Here is a 21,724-nt window from a genome sequence, read left to right on the forward strand (position 1 = left end):
GGAAAAACCCCTTATGATAATGGAATAATCGAGGGGTTCTTGTAAAATCCGCACATTCAGGAAATTTATAAGCGGTTATTCTCATACTCACTAGGGGAATATCCAAAAAATTTCTTAAAGCTTTTACTGAAGTAGCTAGGATCGTTAAAGCCGATTTTTTCGGCAATATCCGCAAGGCGTATGTTCCCTTTACCGAGTAAATCCTTCGCTTTATGCATACGAACATGCGTGACATAATCTGTGACCGTCATGCCGATTTCTTTCTTGAAAACAGCCCGGAGATAGCTGGGATTGATGTACACCTGCTGGGCAATTTGATCCAATTGCAGCTCGGGATCTCCGTGATGAAGCTCGATATATTCTTTGGCGGATTGAGCAATTTTCGACGATCGGGTCTTTCGGTACTTCCCCGTATAAAGAATAGCTTGATTAAACAATTCCTTGATCCATACAGATGTGGCGTCAATGGATTCCAACCGTTTAATTTCACTATAGGGAAAAAAGGCTTCTCCGAAGCAATCTTCAATCGGATGTCCAGTTTCAGTAACATAAGACAAACAAACAGAAATAAGTCCCATGCTAATGACATAGGTGTAGTCTAAGGATAGCCGCTGATCACGAATCGTTTGGAAAATTTCTTCCAACTTAGCATCTACCTTATCCCCATTTTGCATGCGTAATTGTACGAGCAGCTCTTCATTCACTTCCGTGGGATAGAAGGCTTGAGTCCCTGACTCCAAAGCTTCTGATCCGTATGCGATAACACGATCATTCCCCAATACAAACTTATTCTGCAAGGCTTCAAGCGCCTCCAAATAGGAAGTACGAATCCCCTGATAGCCGGACTGACTCCGACCTACACCGACTGTGATTGTAAATTTCAAATATTTCTTGATCAGGAAACATAATTTCTCGTAACCGCCTAACGCAGGAGTTTCCAGCTCACCATCCCCTTGGTGCTCCACCAAGCAAATAATGCGCCCCTCAGGTCCATTGAAAATCAAGTGATTCTCCGTTTCCTCGAGCGCCTCGTTCAGAATGTTCGTTACCGCATATTTCCAAAGTAAACGTTCACTCACTTTGTTCCACTTGAGATCCATGTTATCAATCTCAATACACGCGACCACAAAACATAGGGACTCGAAGGATTCTCCGAACTGTTGAAGTCTTAAACTGGTCTCCTCATAGGAATGGTTGTAATCACCGCTTAACAAATGATTAAGGAAGCTCTCCTTCATCAACTGCTGATTTTCCTTCAGTGTGGACTTCTCTTCTTGAGCCCTCTGATGCTCCTTCTGAAGCTTAAGCAATGTCAGCACCAATTCATCCTTCGAAAAAGGCTTAAGAATGTAATCTTCAACCCCAAGCTTAAGCGCCTTTCGAGCATAATCAAATTCGTTATGGCCCGTAATCAGCACCACGCTTGTCGCTGGATATCGCTCCTTCAATTGCTCCGTCAGCGTGAGTCCATCCATAAACGGCATGGTAATATCCACAAGGGCAATATCAGGACGATGCACGTCAACTTGTTCTAACGCCTCGACCCCATTTTTGGCTTCTGCGCATATTTCAAATCCATAAGCTTCCCAATCTAATGCCGTTCGCAAGTATTCCCGGAAAATGGATTCATCATCCACAATTAGTATTTTCTGCATATTTTAACCTTCCTCACTTTGAAAAGGGAGCCATAATGTAACTTCTGTGCCCTGCCCTAGTTGACTTTCAATTTGTAGGCCATAATCATCGCCAAAATAAAGCTGTATACGGTCATTCACGTTCCTTAACCCATAGCCAACTGCTTGCTCTGGAGATTCCGGTTTCTTCACAAGAGCCTCAAGCCGCTCCGGCAGCATGCCAACCCCGTCATCGCTGACGATAATCTTGATTTTACCCTCCACAATTTCACCTGTTACCCTTAGAAGCCCCAGGCTGCCCTTCGTTTTAAGACCATGATAGATCGCATTCTCTACGAGCGGCTGAATGGTTAATTTCGGGATAAGACCACCGAGCACTTCACCCCGGATATCAAATTCAAAGGTAAACACATCGGAATAACGGATACGCTGGATGGATAAATAATCCTTCACATTGCGGACTTCCTCCTCGATCGTTATCGTCTCTCTTCCTTTACTCAGAGCAACGCGATAGAAATCGGCCAACGCTTTGGTTGTTCGCTGTACATCCCGTGCTCGTCCCATTTCTGACAAGGTGTAAATAACATCTAACGTGTTATACAGAAAATGCGGTTTAATTTGCGCCTGAATAAGCGCCAGCTCATATTCACGCTTCTTCTTTTGCTCAAAATTAATGTTCGTCAGCAGCTCTTGAACTCGCCTGATCATGGCATTGAAGCCCGAAGCCAATAAACCAATCTCATCCTCTGAATTCACCTGGAATTCAATGTTCAGACTGCCTTCTTTGACCTTCTTCATATGTTTGGTTAGCCCCATGATCGGTTTGGCAATCAATTGCGAAAGCATACCCGCACCAAGTAAAGCAAAAAATAAACAGATCAACCCAATACATACAATAAGGACAGTGATTTTACGCGTATCTGCGGTTAGAGATTCAAGCGGAGCCATCGAGATGAGCTTCCACCCAAAGCTAGGAACATCGGAGCTTACGACAAGCGTTTTCTCATGTTGAAAAGAGGTTAGATCCGACGTATCCTTACTGGAAGTAATCCAGTTTTTCATCGTTGGATCGGCAACTTCTTGAAGTAAATCCTCAGGGTGCTGTGATGAAATAACGACGCCTTCCTCATTCACGATAAAATAGCTGCCATCCTGGATGGAGCCGATTTTCTGATAAATCGCAGATAAGGTGCTTTCTTTGATATTCAGTACGAGCATACCGAGCTGTTGTCCCGTATAAATATTTACAATCCGCTTACCTAGCGTCATGACAATTTCTTGCGAATCAGGGGTCAAGTAATTACGCTGCTGCATGGGAAACCAAATATTTTTATTGCCAATGGAGGCGTCAACCTGTTTAAGCATTTCACTGCTCGCGATCAACTCCCGATTCCGTTCCATAAGGAGATTAGATCCAAAAACTCGACCATTCGCATCTATAAACGCAGCCGATTGGACATCGGGAAATACAAGCAGGGCAAAGCTCAACTGATTCGTAATCTGCGTGTACATCTGTAAGCTCGTTTCCGCTGTCCCCTGAGATTGCGGGTCTTCTACGATTAATTTGTTGAGATTGATCGTCAGCATATTGGCGCAGCTTTCTACATTCGTTAACATGCCTGTGATGCGCGTAATAATGAGGGACGAGTTATCCGAAACATTTTTAATCGTCTTTTTGACAATCGCATTCGTGTACACCTGATTCGAAACAAAACCTAGTACAAATAAAGGCACGAAGATTAGAGGAAAATAAATCATGATAATTTTATAGCGAATACGTTGATTACGAAACCAAGGCATGGTTATATATTTTTGTAGAAACTGCATGGTTTGCCCCCTACTTATCAAAAACTAAAAAAACCTATACAATCCACCGTCAGGCAATACCTGTCGGTTATATTGTATAGGATTCGTCTACTCATTGAAACTAGCCAAATCTATATTCATATTTACACATTAATTCGTTGAATAGATAATCGCATTTCATCCGTTAATCCGCTCAAAGCCGTTGCTGAGTCAGCTATTTCTTGGGCAATCTTAAGTTGATCCTGTGTCAGCTTGTGAATGTTCTGCGTTCCGTCGGATGAAGCTTTTGCAATATTCGCTATATCTACAACAGATGCTTTGCGTACGGTATTGGTCTAGTTCCTGCCTGATATTCCAATACAGCTCGTTCTCCTTCGGATCTTTTAAAAATTGTTCCCATCTACTTGCATCGATCCCTTGCACATAGCTTTCTGCCAATCGAATGCCATAGCTGGATATGGCTTCCATACTCGCTTTCTTGGCAACCGTTTATGTTTGCGTCAAATGAACACTGAGGATGCTGAGGATCTTTATCTCTTCTATTCCGACTCCAAGGTCACCCAATATCTAGACTGGAATGGCCCTGCCTCTGTCCAAGATTCCATAGACTTAATTCACTCATGGAATCAATATTTTCAAGATAAACGGCTATTCCCTTGGGGGATATCTTTGAAGACCGATCCCACCTTAATTGGCACCGTCATGTTCATGCCGATTCGAGATACGTTTGAAAAGAAGCCTCTTCTTCCTCTCAACGTTGGTTTCGAATTAAACCGTCATTATTGGAATAAGGGCATCATGTCCGAAGCACTTGAAGCTGTTCTTGCCTTTAGTCGGGAACATATTGGCGCACATCGTATTCAAGCAGAAGTATTTCCTGAAAATAAAGCTTCTTTGAAGGTATTGGAGAAGCTGGGCTTTAAGCAAGAAGGACTGATGCATCAATATCTGATGCATGAAGTCACGCGGACATTTCTGGATGTGATCATGCTTGCTTTTATTAATAATACATAAAGTCCGAGAGTCGTAACCGCTCGGACTTCTCTTCTATCCTATTGTTTAACCAACTGCCACTTCTTGCTGAGTCAGCACACTTCTTTCTCATTATGTACTCTGTCTAACAATGAGCTTAGGCTCCAGAACCGTCAGTTTCTTCACTTTTTCCTTCTGAATCAATCTCGATAATAATGCCATCGCTTGACTCCCAAGCTCTTCACTATGCTGCGAAACAGTTGTCAGTTCGGGATTCATCGCAGAAGCTAATTGGGTGTCATCAAACCCTGCAATCGCGATGTCTTCGGGAATCCGCAGCCCGCGTGAAATAGCCGCTTTCATAGCACCAATGGCTACGTAATCGTTAATACAAAGAAAGGCCGTTGGACAATTTGGCAGCGTAAGGAACTGATCCATCAACTTGCGGCCGCATTCCATAGAGAAGTCTCCCAAGCGTACGATTTGTTTGCGAAAAGGGAGATCATTCGCTCCCAGCGTACTTTTGTAGGCTTGCAGCTTTTCCATGGTTGTTGTCGTTTCAGCGCTTCCCCCTATGAAGCCGATGCTTCGATGCCCGCGATTAATAAGGTGCTGCATAATGAGCTGGGTCCCCACATACTCGTCCGTTTTCACCCGATGACAGGGATGCCCCGGAAGACTGCCATTAATTAAGACAATTGGAATTCTCTTCTGGATATCCACGACTTCCTGTACGAGCAACTCCGGGCAATGGCGTGAATTAATTCGTCCCCCCATGAAAATGAGCCCTTCCACCTGCCTTTCACAAAGCAGATTTAAATATTCAGATTCTCTGCTGAAGTTGCTAAATGTATTACATAGAAAGAGTGTGAATCCCAGCTTCATCGCAGCTCTCTCTGCCCCTCCGAACACCTCAGGGAAAAACATGTTACTGCTATCTGGGAATAAAACGCCAATCATGCCCGTTTTCTTATTCACCAGACTGCGTGCCAACGCATTGGGCTGAAACTTATGCTTTTCAATAATCGCCATAATCCTCTGCCTAGTCGAGGTTCGAACGGGTGCGGTATCATTGAGAACACGGGAAACTGTCGCGACGGAGACGTTCGCTTCTCGGGCAATATCATAGACGGTTATAGATTCCAAGAATACACTCTCCGTTACGTCAAAATGTAAAGATCGAAGGCCTGTTCAGAGACAGACCTTCGATATCTTTATCCTTATTTGCTGCTTTCTACAGTGGTTTTGAAGGCATCCAATTGTTTTTGGACTTCAGCCATCAGCTTATCAAAACCAGCTGTTTTCAGCTTCGCGCGGAAATCATCAACTGCTTTGACTGGGTCTCCCGCTTTGCCATAAAGAATCGCAGGTCCCATTTGTCCAACAACTTGAGTAACCGCAGTCAGCTCGTTTGACACAGGTCCCTTATCGAAAACGAATCGGCCATATGGGAATGGCTTTTTGATTTTGTCATAGGATGCATAAATCGCGCCTTTTCCTGAATACTCATTGCCATCTGGAATTTCATTCTTATCGATACGTCCACCCCAGAAGTTGGAATAGAATTCGTCTCTTTGTACATCATAACCATCTGGACGGAAACGTTTGCCATCTTTGACGACGTACTGCACGCCTTCCAAGCCGTAATTCATCAAACGATACACTTCCGGGTCTTGACGAATCAGCTCGTAGACCATCAGAGCGCGCTCCGGATGCTTGCTTTTCGCACCAATGGAAGTCCCTCCGTGCGTGATCGACATGGATACGAGATTGTTGCGTGTAGCCGAGAATGGAAAGAACTGGAGATCCGATCCTGGCTGCAGCTTATCCATTTTGATACGTTCACCAAGGAAGGTTTGCGTATGATGCTGATCAACGCTTGTCTTACCAGCCTCAAGCTCTGAACGGTTATCGCCTTTATAGTTCAGCACGTCATCTCGCCAGAAGCCTTTGTCGCCCCAATCCTTCATGAGTTTGGCAAAATTCACGAAGGTATCATCAAGAATAGGACTGTAGGCTTTATACTTCTCATCATAGGATTTGCCGTAGATTAGACCGAAGAGACCTGTACTAACCGGAAGTTCAATCGCATCTGTGTAGGAATTGATGTAGCCACCAATATTACCTGCGGCGGTACCATTCGCATCCCAAGGAACAACGCCTGGCTTCTTATCCTTCACACCTTGGAAATAGGTCTCCAGCTGCTTCCAATCTGTAATCGGCGTCGTGATCCCAAACTCTTTGGCCCAATCGCCCCGATACAAGAAACCGTGATTAACCCACTGCGTATAATGATCTTCAGGAATCAGCATGATCTGATTCTTGTACTTCGTTTCAGCCCAGTTCTCTGGCGGTACTTCCTTCCAAGTTAACGGCGCATACACAGGAAGCAGCTTATCCAGCGGCTGGAAAGCACCTTTTTGGGCATTCTGCCACGTATCCAACCAATCTGTTGCAACCGTAATCAAATCAACTGGTTCTCCTGAAGCAAGCAAAAGATTATATTTGGTTTGCCAATCGGCCCATTCAACCCATTTAATTTCCAGTTTTGCATTTGCTTTTTGTTTCAAAATGGCGTTGACCTTCTCCATCACCTTTTCAAATTGACCATTCTTCGGTTTATCCCCCAACATCACGTAGGAAATCGTTTGGAACTCGGAGGTGTCAATTTTGCCGGATGGTGCTGCTGTCCCTGTTGCCGTAGCAGTCGCTGTCCCTTTATCCGTGGAGCTAGTTCCTGTACTGCTAGGTGTGGTGCACGCCGTCAAGCTTACAGCAAGCGTCGCTGCCAGAGCTACACTAAGCGCTTTCTTTTTTCTCTTGAACATACGGATTTGCCTCCCCATAATCATTTTGGTATATGCTTTGCGTTAGCCTTTAACAGCACCAACGGTAATACCTTGGATAAAATATTTCTGCACCATCGGATAAAAGAGAATGACCGGTCCCGTTGCAACTACGGCGGTAGCCATTTTCATGGACTCTAGCGGCATATCCCTTGGCTGTACATTGGAGGAAACCGATGAGTTTTTGATAAAATCGGCACTTGTTACGACGTTGTACAGGAACAATTGAAGCGGCCTATACTTCAAATCGGGCGATAGGAACAGCATCGCATTGTACCATTCATTCCAATAACCCAAAGCAATAAACAATCCAATTGTCGCCAGTGCCGGTGTTGTCATAGGCAGGATGAGCTTGGTGAAAATCTTGAAATCACCCGCCCCGTCCATTTTGGCCGATTCTGTAATCGCATGCGGAATGGATCTAACGAAGCTTTTCATCATAATAATGAGAAAAGGGCTCATCAGTCCGGGCAGCAGGACAGCCAAATAGTTATCCTTCAGATGCAGCCACTGCGTCATAATTAAGTAAAAGGGGACAACCCCGCCTTGAAACAACGTTGTAAAGTAAATGAAGAAGGAGATCCGATTGCGATAAGGAAAATCAGGACGCTGCAAGGAATAACCCGTCATGGCTACGATAAATAGTCCAATGGTTGTTCCAATCAGCGTAATGCCGAGCGTGACCCCATAAGAGCCGATGATGACGCCAGGGTTCTCGAAGACAATTTTATAAGCAAACGTACTAAACTCTCTAGGCCACAAATTATAGCCGTGTAACGTGATTGATTTCTCTGCTGTGAACGACGTCCCAAGGACGAGAAGAAAAGGTGCTAAACAGAAGATTGCAAATAGACCAATAAAGAAGTAGCCGAATAGCCGAATGGCCACCGATGAGAAATCAGTTCCCCTTTGACGTGCGATGACTTGTTCCACGTATGTCCCTCCTAACCAATCTAAATTGATGAACACTTACATGTTGAATTAGAACAGCGTGTTTTCAGGCGAAACTTTCTTAACCAGCCAGTTGGCTGTGATGACAATAAAGAAGCCAAACACGGACTGATAAAGACTGACAGCGCTTCCTAGAGAAAAGTTAAAGTTGTTCATCAAAGAGCGGAACACGAACGTTTCAATAATATCTGTCGCATCAAAAAGGGCTGTATTGTTGGCACCGACCAAGTTATAGAACAATCCAAAGTTACCACGGAGAATACCGCCTAATGAAAAAAGCAACAAAATAATGAACGTCGGCTTTAGCCAAGGAAGCACGATATAACGAATTCGCTGCAGGGCATTCGCCCCATCAATTTCTGCGGCTTCTACGATCTCTGAGTCCAATCCCATTATCGCAGCGAAATAGACGATGGAGCCGTACCCTGTCGACTGCCAAAGAAACGTAATGACGATGATAAAAGGCCAAATCGTTGGATTCGAGTAGGTCTTAAGCGGCTCCCAACCGATCGATTTGAGAATCCCATTGAGCAGTCCAAAGTCATAACTGAGAATGTTATAAGCAATAAGGCCCACAAGGACAAAGGATATGAAAAATGGCAGGAACATCAGTGATTGTGAAAGCTTTTTAAACCACTTTTTACGAAGCTCGTTCAGCAAAATGGCAATACCAATCTGCAATATATTTCCAAAAACAATAAAAGCTAAATTGTAAGCAATCGTATTAAACGTTAATTTCCAAAGTGCCCCAGAGGTCACTAGAAATTTGAAATTGTCAAACCCAACGAACTGACTGCCGAAGATTCCCGCAGAATAGTTATAATTAATGAATGCGAGATAAAGCCCTGGCATTGGAAGGTACGACATGACTAAGAAAAATAAAATCGCAGGAACACACATGAGGACTAATGTTCGATACGACCAAAATCTGCGCAGTGGGGTTATACGCTTTTTGACAGAAATAGGCGCCGCTTCTAATGAGCTTGCTGATATGGCAGTTTTCATGCGTACTCTCCTTTCAATTTAAACTGCGGCTACGGGTACGAAGCGAAGAGGCTCTAGCAAGGCATCTTCAGAGGCCGATACCGCCTCCAGTAAGATGGCTATTTCATTTCCAGATTCGCCACCCTTAAACCACGGTCCCGGTAAATAAAAGGATTCATCGCTGCCGCCACGGAATATAGGTCTGTTGGCACCGCCTTGCGTCCACAAACGGCCAACTAGGTGTCCGTTGAAGAATACGGTCAGCTTCATATTGCTGCCATTGACATAAACCCTCCAGCCTAATCCTTGGTTATCATCACGAAGGTCACCGTACAGCCATGACAGGGTACCCGGTATCAAGGAGATAGCTCCTTCTACGGGGAGAGCCTTAAGCGCCGACGCTTTGGCATGCTGCAGTAAGCCATTCTCCTGACAGGAGGATAATGTCCACTGTTTAGCAGCTGTTCCTTCGTAGAGACTTATATTTCCGCTAAGAGAACCATACGTTTTATCCAGAAATAGCGTTAATGTTGCCGTATCTCCCGCCCTTACATAAGGCGTAACATCAAGATAAGGATTGAGCGGATTCAATTGACCGAGTGCGTGCCCGTTCACGTAAGCATAGGCGTGCGAGAAATTACCAGGCGTGTGGAGAATCCACGTATCCGCTTCTTTCGACAGCTTTACTTGTTTGCGGTAGCATTGATGGGCGGGCTGTTCTGCGGAGAGCCACCCTCCAACACTCACAATCGGCCATTGTCGATCGTCATAGTCTGATGCTGCGTAATCGTCCTTGTGCTCTCCGAATTGCATAAGCTTGAATCGCCAGTTTTGGTTTATTTCCCTAACCGACGTTACTCCAGCTATGCCCGTTAGCCCTTTCAGAGCATTTAAGTGCAGACCCGGCAAATTCGTATCATGGAAATTGGTATGTCCCCATATCTCGACACGAGCAACCAGATCTGGCTCTACGCGAGAGCCGGTAGGAATCGGAAGGAACTGACTTCCTCCACCCGGTGTTGCAGTACCAAGGTACGTTTCACCGGAATAGACAGAAACGACATCACTTGCCTGCTGAACGATAATGCCTAAACAGCTTTTCTCAAGCGATAGTGATAATTGACAGGTGTACCAGGCGAAACCTCGATAAACACCATGCTTCTCCAGATAATCGGCAGTGTCACCGATCGATAAGCTTTCATCCGCAAGGGTATTCAAGGGATTCACTAAGCTTTGAGACCAGCTAAGTTCAACATCGCGGCTTTCGGAGACTCGTTCTACCCATTTGCCAACATGCAGCTCGCCTTCATCTTCCATATTTTCTAACATCAAAGCACGTGAACGACTCATCCCTATCAATTCGATAACGTGACCGCTTACTAAGTGAATCCGAGCAAATCTCTCTTGCTCGCCCGATTGAAAGGATACCGTTACCTGATCTCCTGTCGCAGCTTCGTGTAACGTCATCGTGCCAGCCTCTGTCTGCACATCCGTATTAAAGCAGAGACGAATTTCGCCTTCGCCCTCCGTATGAAATACGAACAACGTGCGCTGCTCAAGCTGCTTCACCAGCAGCAGTTCTGCAGTTGCGTAGGCCAGTGTCCCTTCAGCGATTCCCCAAGTCAGCAAAGGCACCTGCACGGGAAGGATCGGACAGCGGCTAGCTTTTGCGACGAGTGTGGTATAACGGGGTATGGCATCTTCTCCCACATGAAAGTAAGCGGTTTCATCTTGCTCATTGACTTGGCATAGGAAGAGCAGCTCGCCGCCTTGCTTTAACGCTAACCGATAAGGGGCTGAGTCACTGCTTGTGAGCTCAGGCTTAGCCTCTGCCAAGGAAGCGCCATACGTTTGAATCACACGATGCAGCATTCTTCCTTCATAAGCTTCCTCTCGTATGTGTCCTTCGGGCGTTATCATCCCATGGAAATCATAATCCGAGGTAAGAAAAGAAAGAGGATTCCCCCAATTATTGGCTGCATTGGTAAAGCCAAAATTCGTCCCTGAAGCCTGCAAGTAGGGTCCGAGCAGCTTCGCTCCTGCCGATAACAATCTGCGAAGCAAGAAGTGCGAACGATTCGTCTCTGTGACGAGTAAGGGCAGCCCCCGACGAGCCAATTCCTCTCTGTAGAAGAGCACCTTTTCTTCGAAAGCAGGGTCTTGGTCATTTGGATAGAAGTTACATGTTGGCACAACGCCTTCAGCAAAACCTGAAGCCTCATACAAGCCGCCTTGTCCGGCGCAAGCAATGAGCGGCACGGTTATCCCATGCTGCAAAGCTAGATCTCTTAGCGCCGAGATGTACCCTTTGGGATCAGAGCAAGGATAGAAATCAAGCTCGTTGTCTAATTGGACAGCAATGATGGTGCCATCTTGACCCGTTTCATACTTCTTCAGGATGGGAAGAATCTGTTCATACCACCTGGCCACATGCCGCAAGAAGGCAGGATCGCTATCCCTTAAGCGAAGATTTTCTTTGACGAAAAGATAAGCTGGAAGTGCTCCCCCATCCCATTCCGAGCAAATATACGGCCCTGGTCGTGCAATCACCCACAGTCCAACATCTGCAGCATCCTGAAGAAACTGAGCCGCATCCTTCTCTCCGGTAAAATCCCAAACTCCTTCCACTGTCTCATGATGATTCCAAGGAAAGTACACATCAATAGCGTTATATCCAAAGGCCTTAACTTTATGTAGTCTCTCTTTCCATAAACCGCGTGGTAATCGAAAATAAAATAAGGAGGCACAAAGTATAATTTCTGATTTTCCATCTATACGCAGTGCTTCTGACGATAATTGAATCACTGCTTCCTCACTTTTTGCTAAATACAATGGCTAACCCCCTTGATCTACCCTCATTCATTTATGAAACCCGTTTCATCCGCTTGGGATGCCTAGCTTGCTGTTCTTTATGAAGTTAGTATAAGCTATTTTAAAAGCGCTTACATTGAAAGAAACATCAAGTTATATAACAAAACTACGAAGATATAGCCCCACGCAAAATAAAAAAAGCTCCGAATTTTAACCAAATTCGCAGCCTCTTGCATTCTATATAACACTGATTTCTTATATAATTCACAGAATTTATCATCATTCATCTTGAACCATCAACCATTGCGCCTAAATTCCTTGACCGTTTTCCCTTCTAGCTCTTTAAATACTTTGCAAAAGTAAGAAGTTTCTTGAAATCCTGTTCTCTCAGCAACTTCATATACTTTCCATGCAGGGTCTTGAAGCAGCTGTTTCGCTTTCTGAATCCGGCATCGATTCATATATTCAACAATCCGCATCCCCGTCTCGCTTTTAAACAGATTGGATAAGTAATTCGCGCTCAAATGGAGAACTTCTGCGAGTCTTGCCACCGTGATGTCTTCAGCATAGTGCTCTTCCATATAGGCGATTGCTCCTTGGATTTCCTTCCGCATCATTGTGTGCTCAGCCTTATTCCCAGCAATTTGTTTATTTAAATTTAGAAATAACGGCTTCACTTGCTGCAGAGGCTGTAAGGCTTCTATCGTCTGGCTAACCTGTTTATGCTCATGTTCAAACTGATCAGAGGACCTGTTCCTCTCTATAGCCAATGTTTTCAGCTGTATCATTAACTCTGACAGCAGGCTGCGCAGCTCAGCTATAGGCGGCTTCCTTTGAATGAGGCCTTGAAACAAAAGCTCAGTTTGCGTTTCAATAGCAGTGAACAAACCGTTTTTCATCGCTGCAACCAGAGGCTGAATCGTGATTCCGGCCAGCGTTTCAACCTTGTCATTGATCTGAAGGGACGTGTAGGCATAGAGTTGGCCCGTTCCTTCATAAACGTATTGATTTAAGGCAGTTTCAGCTTGCTTATATAGCACCGCCCAATCCTTCAATCCATAGCCGATCGAGCTAATTCCCATTGTTACAGAGCCCATCTTCTTCATCCGGGCATATAGCTGCGATGCTTGCCGGAGTGTCTCCTCCATACATTTGTGTTCACTCTTCTCCTGCGGAAAATATGTAATGACCGCAGTTCTCCGCTCCGAAATCGGTATAACCATATTTTTGTACGCTGACTGTTCTTCCTTAGAATCATCCGCAAGGACTTTAAAGCTAGCATCGATCACAACGACTGCCGTAGGACCTCCATGAATTGGAAAATGAACAGCGTTCGCTTGATCTTCGATGTCCTCCGCCCGCTTCAACTCGTCTAAGAGAAGCTTTCGCCCCAATAGGCAACGCACCTCTTGAAAGCTGGCATCACGGATACTCGCTTGTTTTCTTCGTTTATGATCTTCCATAATCTTGCCGCTCATTTGTTCTAATAGCTGCTGTAAAGCGGCAGGTTCGAGGTCATGCTTTAACAAATAATCCTCTGCTCCAAGCTTGAGGGCTTCCTTCACGAATCGGAAATCATCGAAGGAGCTGAGTGCCACAATTTTGATGGATTCATCCTTTTGCTTTACTTGTTGGATCAGATCAATGCCGTTCATTTCAGGCATCGAAATGTCCGTCACAATAAGATCCACGTGCTGATGCTGCAGAATATCGAGTGCATGAACGCCATTAAGTGCTTCGCTCACAATTTGGAACCCATAATCCTCCCAACGAATGATCGTTTTAATTGCATACCGATATATCGCATTATCTTCAACGATCATGGCGTTCAACATGCTCATTCCTCCTTTGACGATGCGTTCTATGCGGAATTCGAACAATAGCTTTCGTACCTAATCCTGGTGCACTTTCGTAGCTAAGGCCATATTTCTCCCCATAATACAGCTGAATGCGCTCATTCACATTGTGAATGCCGATACTCGTCACTCCAGGAACCGATTCTTTACGTGTTGCTGTGTTCAATAGATTAAGCGCCTGTTCAGCTTCCATACCAATTCCGTTATCTTCGACAATGAGTAGGAGCTGCTTCTCTTCTATGCGCGCATAAAGTACAATACGTCCACTCCCCTTGGACATTTCGATGCCGTGAAGAATCGCATTTTCGACAAGCGGCTGGAGAATGAAATAAGGCACCTCGCTTTCCAACAACCGTTCATCCACTTCATAGTCCATGTGAAAGGCATCGCCATAACCAATTTTTTGAATATAAATATAGTTTTTTAATTGGTTAATCTCTTGCTCCAAGCTGTGAAATTCACCGACACGCCGTACTGAGGATTTCAACAATTCAATAACTGAGGTGACCATTTGCTCAATCTCGGCTTGATGGTTCATACGAGCATACCATTTCACAGTACCTAGTGTGTTATAAAGGAAATGAGGATTAATCTGACTCATAAGGACGGTAAATTCAGCCTGTTGTTTGGCAATTTGCTCTTTATACACCGTGTTTATTAACTCGTTAATCCGAGACAGCATAAAATTGAACCGTATCGATAAACTCCCAATCTCATCTCGCCCAAGCGGGATAATGCGGACATCGAAATTGCCATCTTCGACCCGGCGCATCGTTTGTTCCAAGATTTTGATATTTCGCGTCGTAGAATTTGAAAGTAATACGGCAATTCCGGTAGATATCAGAACGGCAAGCAGCGAAACGAGAGCAATCACAAAAACTAACACGCGTGTATTGGACAGAAGCTCTGACATCGGAATAAAACAAAGCACCCGCCAGCCCAGCGTTGCTGTTCGTTCTTGGACGAATAAATAACTCCCCGCCCCAGCATTATCGACATTTGCCATAGAGATATCATTTTCCTTAAGCGGATGACTTAGGCTCCTCGAGATAAGATTGTCCATACCAGGGGTCCCGCCACCCGCTAGCAGTTCATTCAAAGGATTGAGAATTGCAACATTATTTTGCTTAATAATTGAGCTATTACTCCCCAGGGATAAGAAATAATCCGAATCGATACTGATTACTATCGTGCCAAGACTTTGATCTATTTGACTCAGATCAACGAAATCTCTGATAAGGAACACTTCTTTTTGCTTTCTCAGAGAAGGCGACCAGCTGATGCTTAGGTCATGATTTTTCAAATAATCAGAAGATTTGCTCGTCATCGCGGTTACTTCTTCATGATTTAGTGTATGATCCAAGCCTTTTTTATTTTCCCACCAGTACACCTGTCCCTTTCGTGTTTGAATCATTATAGCATTCATGTATGGATTTCCATTCCCGTACTGTGCCAGCAAGAACTCCATACGGCTGCGGAAAGCTGGATAGTTGTCACCTGTAACTTGCTCACCTTGTTCAGCAGCAATTTGCCGAATATTACTGTCACTAAGGACGTATACGGAGGAAGTGAATGCTTCCTTCGCCCTAATTTCAATATTGTCGGAAACTTGATGAATGACCTGCATCGAAAGGTCTCTTGTATTCGATTCAATGAATTTCGTAGAGGCATAGATGGCAACTCCGCCAATCGCCGATGAAATGAACAAGATAAGAATCATATTAGATAGAAATATTTTCGTTCGGATGCGAAAGTCCTTGACCCGATCTAAGTTCCACGTGGTGGCTGTCATACGCAGATCTCCTTGCCGTCATTTAGTTGGTTTACGAATCCGATCGAATGCTTGATCCAACTCTTGAATACAAAGATCCACATTGTGGCTTCGATCAATAACGAATTTCGTGAGAGCATTGACAAACACCTTTTGCAGATCCTGATTCACAAAATCTGTCGGCAAACTCGACCAGTCATACGTTTTGCCTGTTTGGATATACGTTTCATCCAGCTCCACATAAGTCGGATCAAAGTCATTCGGCAAGCCTTTAATCACAGACAAAGCCTTCTTATTCGTCTGAAAAATGGTCCCCATTTCCTTCGAGGCGAACAGTTCCAGCATTTGAAGCGCCGCTTCCTTATGAGGTGATTTGGGATTGATCACAATTCCTCCTGTTGATTTTAGTCCAAACTTGGCATCTTGGGGATTATTCGAATATGGGAAAGCGAACAGTCCCAGATTACTCGCAGGATTCTTGGATTTAACACCGTCAACCGTCCACGTGCCATTAATTATCATGCCGGCTTTCCCCTCAGCAAGGAGCCCTTGGGCTTGATTCCAATCGGTTTCGAACGGCTTGATGTTCACATAACGCAAGCGTTCTCCATATCGTTTCAAAATGTCTTTGAAGTGAATTTGATCCTCAGCGAACGAAGTTCGACCTGCTTCAATCTCAGCAATCCAGTTGTGGCCGGCAGCGTACTGATTAGCCAAAAGATCCGCTGCTATGTCCCAAGTTAGGGTCCAACTATCCTTGTAGCCTGCTGCAATAGGAATAATTCCTGCCTTCTGCAGCGCCTCACACGCAGCTAAGAATTGCGGCCACGTTGTTGGTGGACTTAGAATGCCAGCGTGGGCGAAAGCTTCTTTATTGTAAATGACACCCGCTCCATTCACGTCTATCGGGAGCGCCCATATTTTCCCATCGGCTGTCTTCACACCATTCAGGAACCTATCGTCGATTTGCGATAAAAAGGGTTGACCCGTTAAGTCCATCGCATATCCTTTATGAATGAGATCCTGAGCGGATTCCATATTATCCAGCATATAGATATCAGGCATGTTATTCGAAATCACACGCGTGCGAAGCAAGCTCATATAATTGCCGCCATCCACGCCTGTCAACGTAAACGCATAAGACGGATGTTGTTTAGTAAATAGCTGTGTCCCCGCCTCCAGCCATTTCCGCGCCCCCTCCTCATCAAAGTGATGTATCCACGCAAGCGTCTGCTCCTGGGGCTGCTGTTTAGGAACGACTGTTACTGTTTGGGTTTGACAAGCGGTAAGTATCAGAGTTACAGTCATGCCTAGAGCTAACAATCGAGTCTTCATTCATCCCCCTCATTCCATGATAACGTTTACAAACAGTATAACGGACATGGCCGATTAAAAAAACAGCCTATTTCCTCTTCAGAGAAAATAGACTGTTGTATGTTGTATATACAAGCGAATCATCGCTTATTGAATTCTAGTTATTCCTATCTTTCATTCACTGAATTCCAACCATCATTGGCTTCAATGATATTCATCATTTTCTTCATCGAAAGTTGGATTTGTTCAGCGGAGGGCAAGGGTAAGTTGCAGTACGTTTGCTTCACAACATCCGTTAACACAGAATCGAACATGCCATCAATTTGCTCGTTTTTCAATATGAATTCCCTCCTTATTTACTTAATTTTGGAAGATTACCTATACTTATCATATATAGAAACGCCTTCGATAACAGCGCAATATTTTCTTTCGCAAATCCACATTTTTTTCCATAAATGCGCAGTTTTTTTTGCGTATAACGAAAAAAGACGCAAAATCAGATCAATAAAATCTAATTTGCAATCTTTTTGTGAAATTTGGTAAAATTAAGGAAAGACTTGAACAGCGACGTTGAATTCACCATTCGGATCCCCTTACCAACTCAGGAAGGAAGTATCATATGATTAAGAAATCGAAGATTCTGATCGTAGATGATCATCCCTTAATGGCGGAAGCGACATCGAATACACTGCAGCAAATCGAGGGCATACAGATTATAGGGATAGCCGGTACGGGCAAACGATGCTTGGAACTCGTAGATTTGCATGTACCGAATATTGTTTTTTTGGATTATAATCTTCCGGATCAATACGGCGATGAGGTTGCCAAAATCATTAAAGCGAAATATCCCGCCATCCACCTTGTCATTTTTTCGGGCATAGAATTATCCCATCTTTACAATTATTTGATCGGACTTGAGGTTAGTGCTGTTATATCTAAGGAATCTAGCGGTACGCTTATTAAAAGCTTAGTTACCCTTTTGTTAGAGAATTTCACGGTAATACCCGTCCCTGTTTTTCATAAAATGAGAGTGGACAGCGGCAATTTGCATCAGACCGATTCATTGGACGACGATGAAGTACATATGATGACCATGATTGTCCAAGGCCTAACCAACGAGCAAATGGCCGAGGAAGTCCATATGAGTAAGCGAACCGTTGATAATTATATACGCAAAATTTATGACAAATTAGGCGTCAAATCAAGGGCACAAGCCGTAGATAAATTTAATCAATTCAAGCATATTTATGAAGTTAACCGCAGGCCATAGATGGTTGATGCGATGAATAATGCAAAAAAGACTGGCCTCTTCGTGATGAAGAGACCAGTCTTTTTAATTGCTATTCTCTTATGGTTGGGATTCTTCTCGATGATGTTGATGATGCTCCACAATATTCGCCGCTTCCATTAATTCTCGCATGACATCGGACTGCAGCTGTGGATTGATATAAAGACCTTTTACAAATAACTGTCCCTTTTCACTAGAGGTATATCGCGGAGGAATTTTATTTAAAACCAAAGCAAGCACGTCTTCTTTGCAAGTAGTGCAATCGCATTTCATTTCATAGTTTTTTTGAAACTCATCAAACAAATTCATCACTATCGTTTCCATTGCATTGAAGACTGCCATTGTGGGTACCCCTTCTTAATTCAACTATATCTCTATTATAACTCATATCCTCCCATTCAAAAAGTTATCAAAAAGTAGAGGGGCTTTCCCATAAATGATAAAAGGGAAAATATCACTTTGGGGCACAGAAAACAAAAAAAATGAGGTCGTAAGGCAATAGCTACCTGACCTCAGATTAGCGGAACGACGATTCGTTATAATGGGAAATATCCACTAGAAATCGATTAAGAGGAACGTGAGTGCGCTAGTTGATCTAAATGAACGATCCGAAGGTAAAAACAGCGAAATAACGAATCGTCGTTCCTCTTCCTCATGTGTTTGGGTGTTTTTCAACCAAATAACGCATCGACGTTCCCCCTCAGCATATTCTGGTTACCATTTCTCAACAAATAATGATGTAAGTGCCCGATCCCAGCTCTAACCGCAGCTCTCCTTCACTTTCCGCTGCTGATAGCACTCCTGATGCTATCTGGGCTGCTTGACCATTAACGGTAGCCATAGCTAATGCCGCTCCTTTCAAGGTTGCAAGGCCTGTCGTATTCGGAGGTAGTTGGAACTCATAGACTACTTTGCCATCGGCCTCTTTCTTCCATTCACTGCGTATCTTGCCGTAGCTAGATTCGAGCGATGCTTTCGCATATTCAAGGCCGGAGTCTGGTCTTGGACGGAAATGAATCCGTTTGTATCCAGGCTGCTGATCATCGGAATCGAGACCTGCCACTACGCGGTACAGCCAATCCCCAATGGATCCATATGCATAATGGTTATAGGAGTTCATATCATCACTCCAGAACGATCCATCCGGTTTGATGCCATCCCAGTGCTCCCAGATAGTGGTTGCTCCCTTGTGAATCGAGTACAGCCATGATGGATAATCTTCCTGCTGAACCAACTTAACAGCCAGATCATGGTAGCCATTCTCAGATAATACATGGCACAGATATGGCGTACCTACGAAACCGGTCGTCAGGTGATTCTTCTGCTCTTCGACATATTCGGCTAACGTCTTTGCTAATCGATCACGCGTACTTCCTTTCACGAGTCCAAACATTAGCGGGAGCACATGTGCTGTCTGTGTATGCGCAGCCAAACGCCCGCTTGGTGTAAGGAATTCTTGTTCGAAAGCTTCAACAATGCGCTCATAAAGCTCACTATACTTAGCCGCATCCTCGCTGCGTTCCAACACTTCCGCAGCTTTCACGAAAAGTGAAGTCGAATAGGCATAGAAGCATGTCGCGATTAAGTCTCTAGGGGTCGCTCCTACGTAGCTGCCTTCTTTGGCATCAAGCCCAAGCCAATCACCAAAGTGAAAGCCTGTATTCCACAGATACTCATTCTCTCCTTGGCTTCGCATGTACGAAATCCACGCTTTCATGCTGTCATACTGCTCCTCCAGAACACGCTTATCGCCATATACTTGGTACATCGTCCAGGGGCAAATGACTGCTGCATCCCCCCATGCAGAGGAAGAGTGGTCATTCGGACCAAGTACGTCTGGAATGACGAATGGAACACCGCCATTATCATGTTGATCCGCTTTTAAATCACGCAGCCATTTGGTGAAAAATAGAGCCACATCATAATTAAAAGCTGCCGTGCGAATAAATACTTGCGCATCCCCTGTCCAACCCAGTCGCTCATCCCGCTGCGGGCAGTCGGTCGGTACATCCAGGAAGTTGCCTCTTTGTCCCCATACAATATTCTGCTGAAGTTTATTCAATAAGGGATGGGAACATTCAAAAGTGCCGCTAGCTGCCATGTCCGTATGAATGACATGACCCGTGAAACGCTCTACATCGAATGCTGCATCCTTGGGCCAGCCCACCACTTTGACATATCGAAAGCCCTGGAACGAGAAATGGGGTTCATATTGTTCCTCCCCGCCACCTTTGCATACATAAGTAACCGTCTGCTTCGCATGACGCAAATTCCCAATATAGAAGTTCCCTTCAAGATCCAGCACCTCTGCGTGCAGCAGCTGAAGACGAGTTCCAGCAGGAAGCTCCAATCGCATGTGCACTTTTCCGACCATATTTTGCCCAAAATCAAGAACGGTTTCACCAGAAGGTGTTTCAATAACGGTTATCGGCTTCAAACGCTGGGTAATGCGGGATGGCTCATTCTCTTGCATGACTAGGATGTCTTTGGAATGATCAAGAACCGTTACCGGGCACCAATTTTCGTCCTGATACGTCGACAGGCTCCACCCGCTAAGCTCCAAGTTAGCATCATAGGTTTCTCCATGGTACAGCTCAGACATCCGAACTGGTCCTAGAGAAGCACGCCAGGAATCATCACTAACGGTTATTTCCGAAGTTCCGTCTATGTATTCGATATGCAATTCGAGGAAGAGAGCTCTAACGTCCCCAAAAATATTTCGTTGATTCTTCCAAGCTAAATTACCTTTATACCAACCGTTTGCCAGCATGGCGCCAAGGGTATTTTTTTCACCTTGCTGCAGCAGGCTCGTTACCTCATACGTCTGTACCTGCAGACGGTGTCGGTAGCTGGTCCAGCCGGGTGTGAACTCCCAATCCCCGACACGAGCTCCGTTGAGTTCAAGCTCATAAATGCCTAGACTCGTTGCATAAATAGTCGCTTTACGAATTCCCTTACGTGCTGTGAATGTCTTCCTCATATAGAAAGCTTCTTCTGCGTCGGGATCCATGGAAGCTGCATCAGGTGTAATCCACTTGGCTGACCAGTCTGATGGACTTAGCTGTCCCATTTCCCAGAAAGCGATTTCACTCCATGGTGATTGCAGACCAGACTGATCCCATACTTTGACACGATAAAAGTAACGATTTCGCGCCAGCATCTCTTGACCTTCATAAACAACAAGCACCGATTGTTCCGATTGTATGTGACCGGAATCCCAAACCAAACGACTCGGTTCGAAAGAATTTTCAACCCTACTAACCTGGATGTGATAAGCTGATTGGATGGTATGTTTGATGTCCGATTCTAGTTGCCAAGTAAAGCGAGGCTGGGTCGTATCCAACCCAATCGGGTTGACGCGGTATTCGCATGTCAAATTAACAATATTGAGTGTCGCCATTTAAAAACTCCTCCTACTTTTATCAGAAATGTCTTATGCCCTATTCATAAAGTAAGCATCAATATGTCCTATTGTAGAGCATCATATGAGG

General features: G+C 44.6%; 15 protein-coding genes. 2 read left to right on the forward strand and 13 right to left on the reverse strand.

Going from position 1 to position 21,724, the window contains the following annotated elements:
* Positions 1-65 precede the first annotated feature (65 nt).
* Together ASG85_RS03550 and ASG85_RS03555 are read right to left on the reverse strand one after the other, a co-directional pair.
* Entirely contained in the window at positions 66-1,655 is a 1,590-nt protein-coding gene (locus tag ASG85_RS03550; protein WP_060645363.1) for a response regulator, read from the reverse strand.
* A 3-nt stretch (positions 1,656-1,658) separates the two neighbouring features.
* Positions 1,659-3,461 (reverse strand): sensor histidine kinase, encoded by a 1,803-nt coding sequence (locus ASG85_RS03555; protein WP_057305321.1) that lies wholly within the window; start codon positions 3,459-3,461, stop codon positions 1,659-1,661.
* 474 nt (positions 3,462-3,935) lie between these two features.
* On the opposite strand from ASG85_RS03555, the gene ASG85_RS03565 reads away from it, so the two are divergent.
* A complete protein-coding gene (locus ASG85_RS03565; protein ID WP_268796092.1) occupies positions 3,936-4,454 on the forward strand; it encodes a GNAT family N-acetyltransferase in 519 nt (172 codons plus the stop codon).
* 90 nt (positions 4,455-4,544) lie between these two features.
* On the opposite strand, the gene ASG85_RS03570 is transcribed toward ASG85_RS03565, so the two are convergent.
* The 9 genes from ASG85_RS03570 to ASG85_RS37570 form a co-directional block, all read right to left on the reverse strand.
* On the reverse strand, positions 4,545-5,558 hold the full coding sequence (locus ASG85_RS03570; RefSeq protein ID WP_060645366.1) for a LacI family DNA-binding transcriptional regulator: 1,014 nt from the start codon (positions 5,556-5,558) through the stop codon (positions 4,545-4,547).
* Positions 5,559-5,632: 74 nt separating this feature from the next.
* Positions 5,633-7,240, reverse strand: a complete 1,608-nt coding sequence (locus ASG85_RS03575) for a DUF3502 domain-containing protein (protein ID WP_057305325.1) — start codon at positions 7,238-7,240, stop codon at positions 5,633-5,635.
* Positions 7,241-7,282: 42 nt separating this feature from the next.
* Entirely contained in the window at positions 7,283-8,191 is a 909-nt protein-coding gene (locus tag ASG85_RS03580; protein ID WP_057305326.1) for a carbohydrate ABC transporter permease, read from the reverse strand.
* Positions 8,192-8,239: 48 nt separating this feature from the next.
* Positions 8,240-9,109 (reverse strand): ABC transporter permease, encoded by an 870-nt coding sequence (locus ASG85_RS03585; protein ID WP_414858671.1) that lies wholly within the window; start codon positions 9,107-9,109, stop codon positions 8,240-8,242.
* Between the two features lie 123 nt (positions 9,110-9,232).
* Entirely contained in the window at positions 9,233-12,025 is a 2,793-nt protein-coding gene (locus ASG85_RS03590; protein ID WP_057305328.1) for a beta-galactosidase, read from the reverse strand.
* A 275-nt stretch (positions 12,026-12,300) separates the two neighbouring features.
* Positions 12,301-13,839, reverse strand: a complete 1,539-nt coding sequence (locus ASG85_RS03595) for a response regulator transcription factor (RefSeq protein WP_060645367.1) — start codon at positions 13,837-13,839, stop codon at positions 12,301-12,303.
* Positions 13,817-15,652 (reverse strand): sensor histidine kinase, encoded by a 1,836-nt coding sequence (locus tag ASG85_RS03600; RefSeq protein ID WP_060645368.1) that lies wholly within the window; start codon positions 15,650-15,652, stop codon positions 13,817-13,819. Before ASG85_RS03600 ends, ASG85_RS03595 begins: the two co-directional genes overlap by 23 nt.
* An 18-nt stretch (positions 15,653-15,670) precedes the next feature.
* The gene (locus ASG85_RS03605; RefSeq protein ID WP_057305331.1) at positions 15,671-16,966 is read right to left on the reverse strand and encodes an ABC transporter substrate-binding protein; all 1,296 of its coding nucleotides are present in this window, start codon (positions 16,964-16,966) and stop codon (positions 15,671-15,673) included.
* A 146-nt stretch (positions 16,967-17,112) separates the two neighbouring features.
* Positions 17,113-17,283: a hypothetical protein gene (locus tag ASG85_RS37570; protein ID WP_156390150.1), complete on the reverse strand. Its 171-nt coding sequence runs from the start codon at positions 17,281-17,283 to the stop codon at positions 17,113-17,115.
* 281 nt (positions 17,284-17,564) lie between these two features.
* Between ASG85_RS37570 and ASG85_RS03610 the strand changes: the two genes are divergently transcribed.
* Positions 17,565-18,215 (forward strand): response regulator transcription factor, encoded by a 651-nt coding sequence (locus tag ASG85_RS03610; RefSeq protein WP_057305332.1) that lies wholly within the window; start codon positions 17,565-17,567, stop codon positions 18,213-18,215.
* A 78-nt stretch (positions 18,216-18,293) separates the two neighbouring features.
* Here the strand turns inward: ASG85_RS03610 and ASG85_RS03615 are convergent, their stop codons facing one another.
* Positions 18,294-18,575 (reverse strand): late competence development ComFB family protein, encoded by a 282-nt coding sequence (locus ASG85_RS03615; protein ID WP_060645369.1) that lies wholly within the window; start codon positions 18,573-18,575, stop codon positions 18,294-18,296.
* 382 nt (positions 18,576-18,957) lie between these two features.
* Positions 18,958-21,633: a family 78 glycoside hydrolase catalytic domain gene (locus ASG85_RS03620; protein ID WP_060645370.1), complete on the reverse strand. Its 2,676-nt coding sequence runs from the start codon at positions 21,631-21,633 to the stop codon at positions 18,958-18,960.
* Positions 21,634-21,724: the final 91 nt, after the last annotated feature.

Source organism: Paenibacillus sp. Soil724D2, assembly GCF_001427935.1.
Lineage (GTDB): Bacteria > Bacillota > Bacilli > Paenibacillales > NBRC-103111 > Paenibacillus_E.

Coding starts and splice junctions, on each gene's coding strand:
- ASG85_RS03620 (WP_060645370.1), bottom strand. CDS start 21,633: ATGGCGACACTCAATATTGTTAATTTGACATGCGAATACCGCGTCAAC.
- ASG85_RS03555 (WP_057305321.1), bottom strand. CDS start 3,461: ATGCAGTTTCTACAAAAATATATAACCATGCCTTGGTTTCGTAATCAA.
- ASG85_RS03595 (WP_060645367.1), bottom strand. CDS start 13,839: ATGTTGAACGCCATGATCGTTGAAGATAATGCGATATATCGGTATGCA.
- ASG85_RS03585 (WP_414858671.1), bottom strand. CDS start 9,109: ATGTGTGTTCCTGCGATTTTATTTTTCTTAGTCATGTCGTACCTTCCA.
- ASG85_RS03600 (WP_060645368.1), bottom strand. CDS start 15,652: ATGACAGCCACCACGTGGAACTTAGATCGGGTCAAGGACTTTCGCATC.
- ASG85_RS03575 (WP_057305325.1), bottom strand. CDS start 7,240: ATGTTCAAGAGAAAAAAGAAAGCGCTTAGTGTAGCTCTGGCAGCGACG.
- ASG85_RS03605 (WP_057305331.1), bottom strand. CDS start 16,966: ATGAAGACTCGATTGTTAGCTCTAGGCATGACTGTAACTCTGATACTT.
- ASG85_RS03550 (WP_060645363.1), bottom strand. CDS start 1,655: ATGCAGAAAATACTAATTGTGGATGATGAATCCATTTTCCGGGAATAC.
- ASG85_RS03610 (WP_057305332.1), top strand. CDS start 17,565: ATGATTAAGAAATCGAAGATTCTGATCGTAGATGATCATCCCTTAATG.
- ASG85_RS03615 (WP_060645369.1), bottom strand. CDS start 18,575: ATGGCAGTCTTCAATGCAATGGAAACGATAGTGATGAATTTGTTTGAT.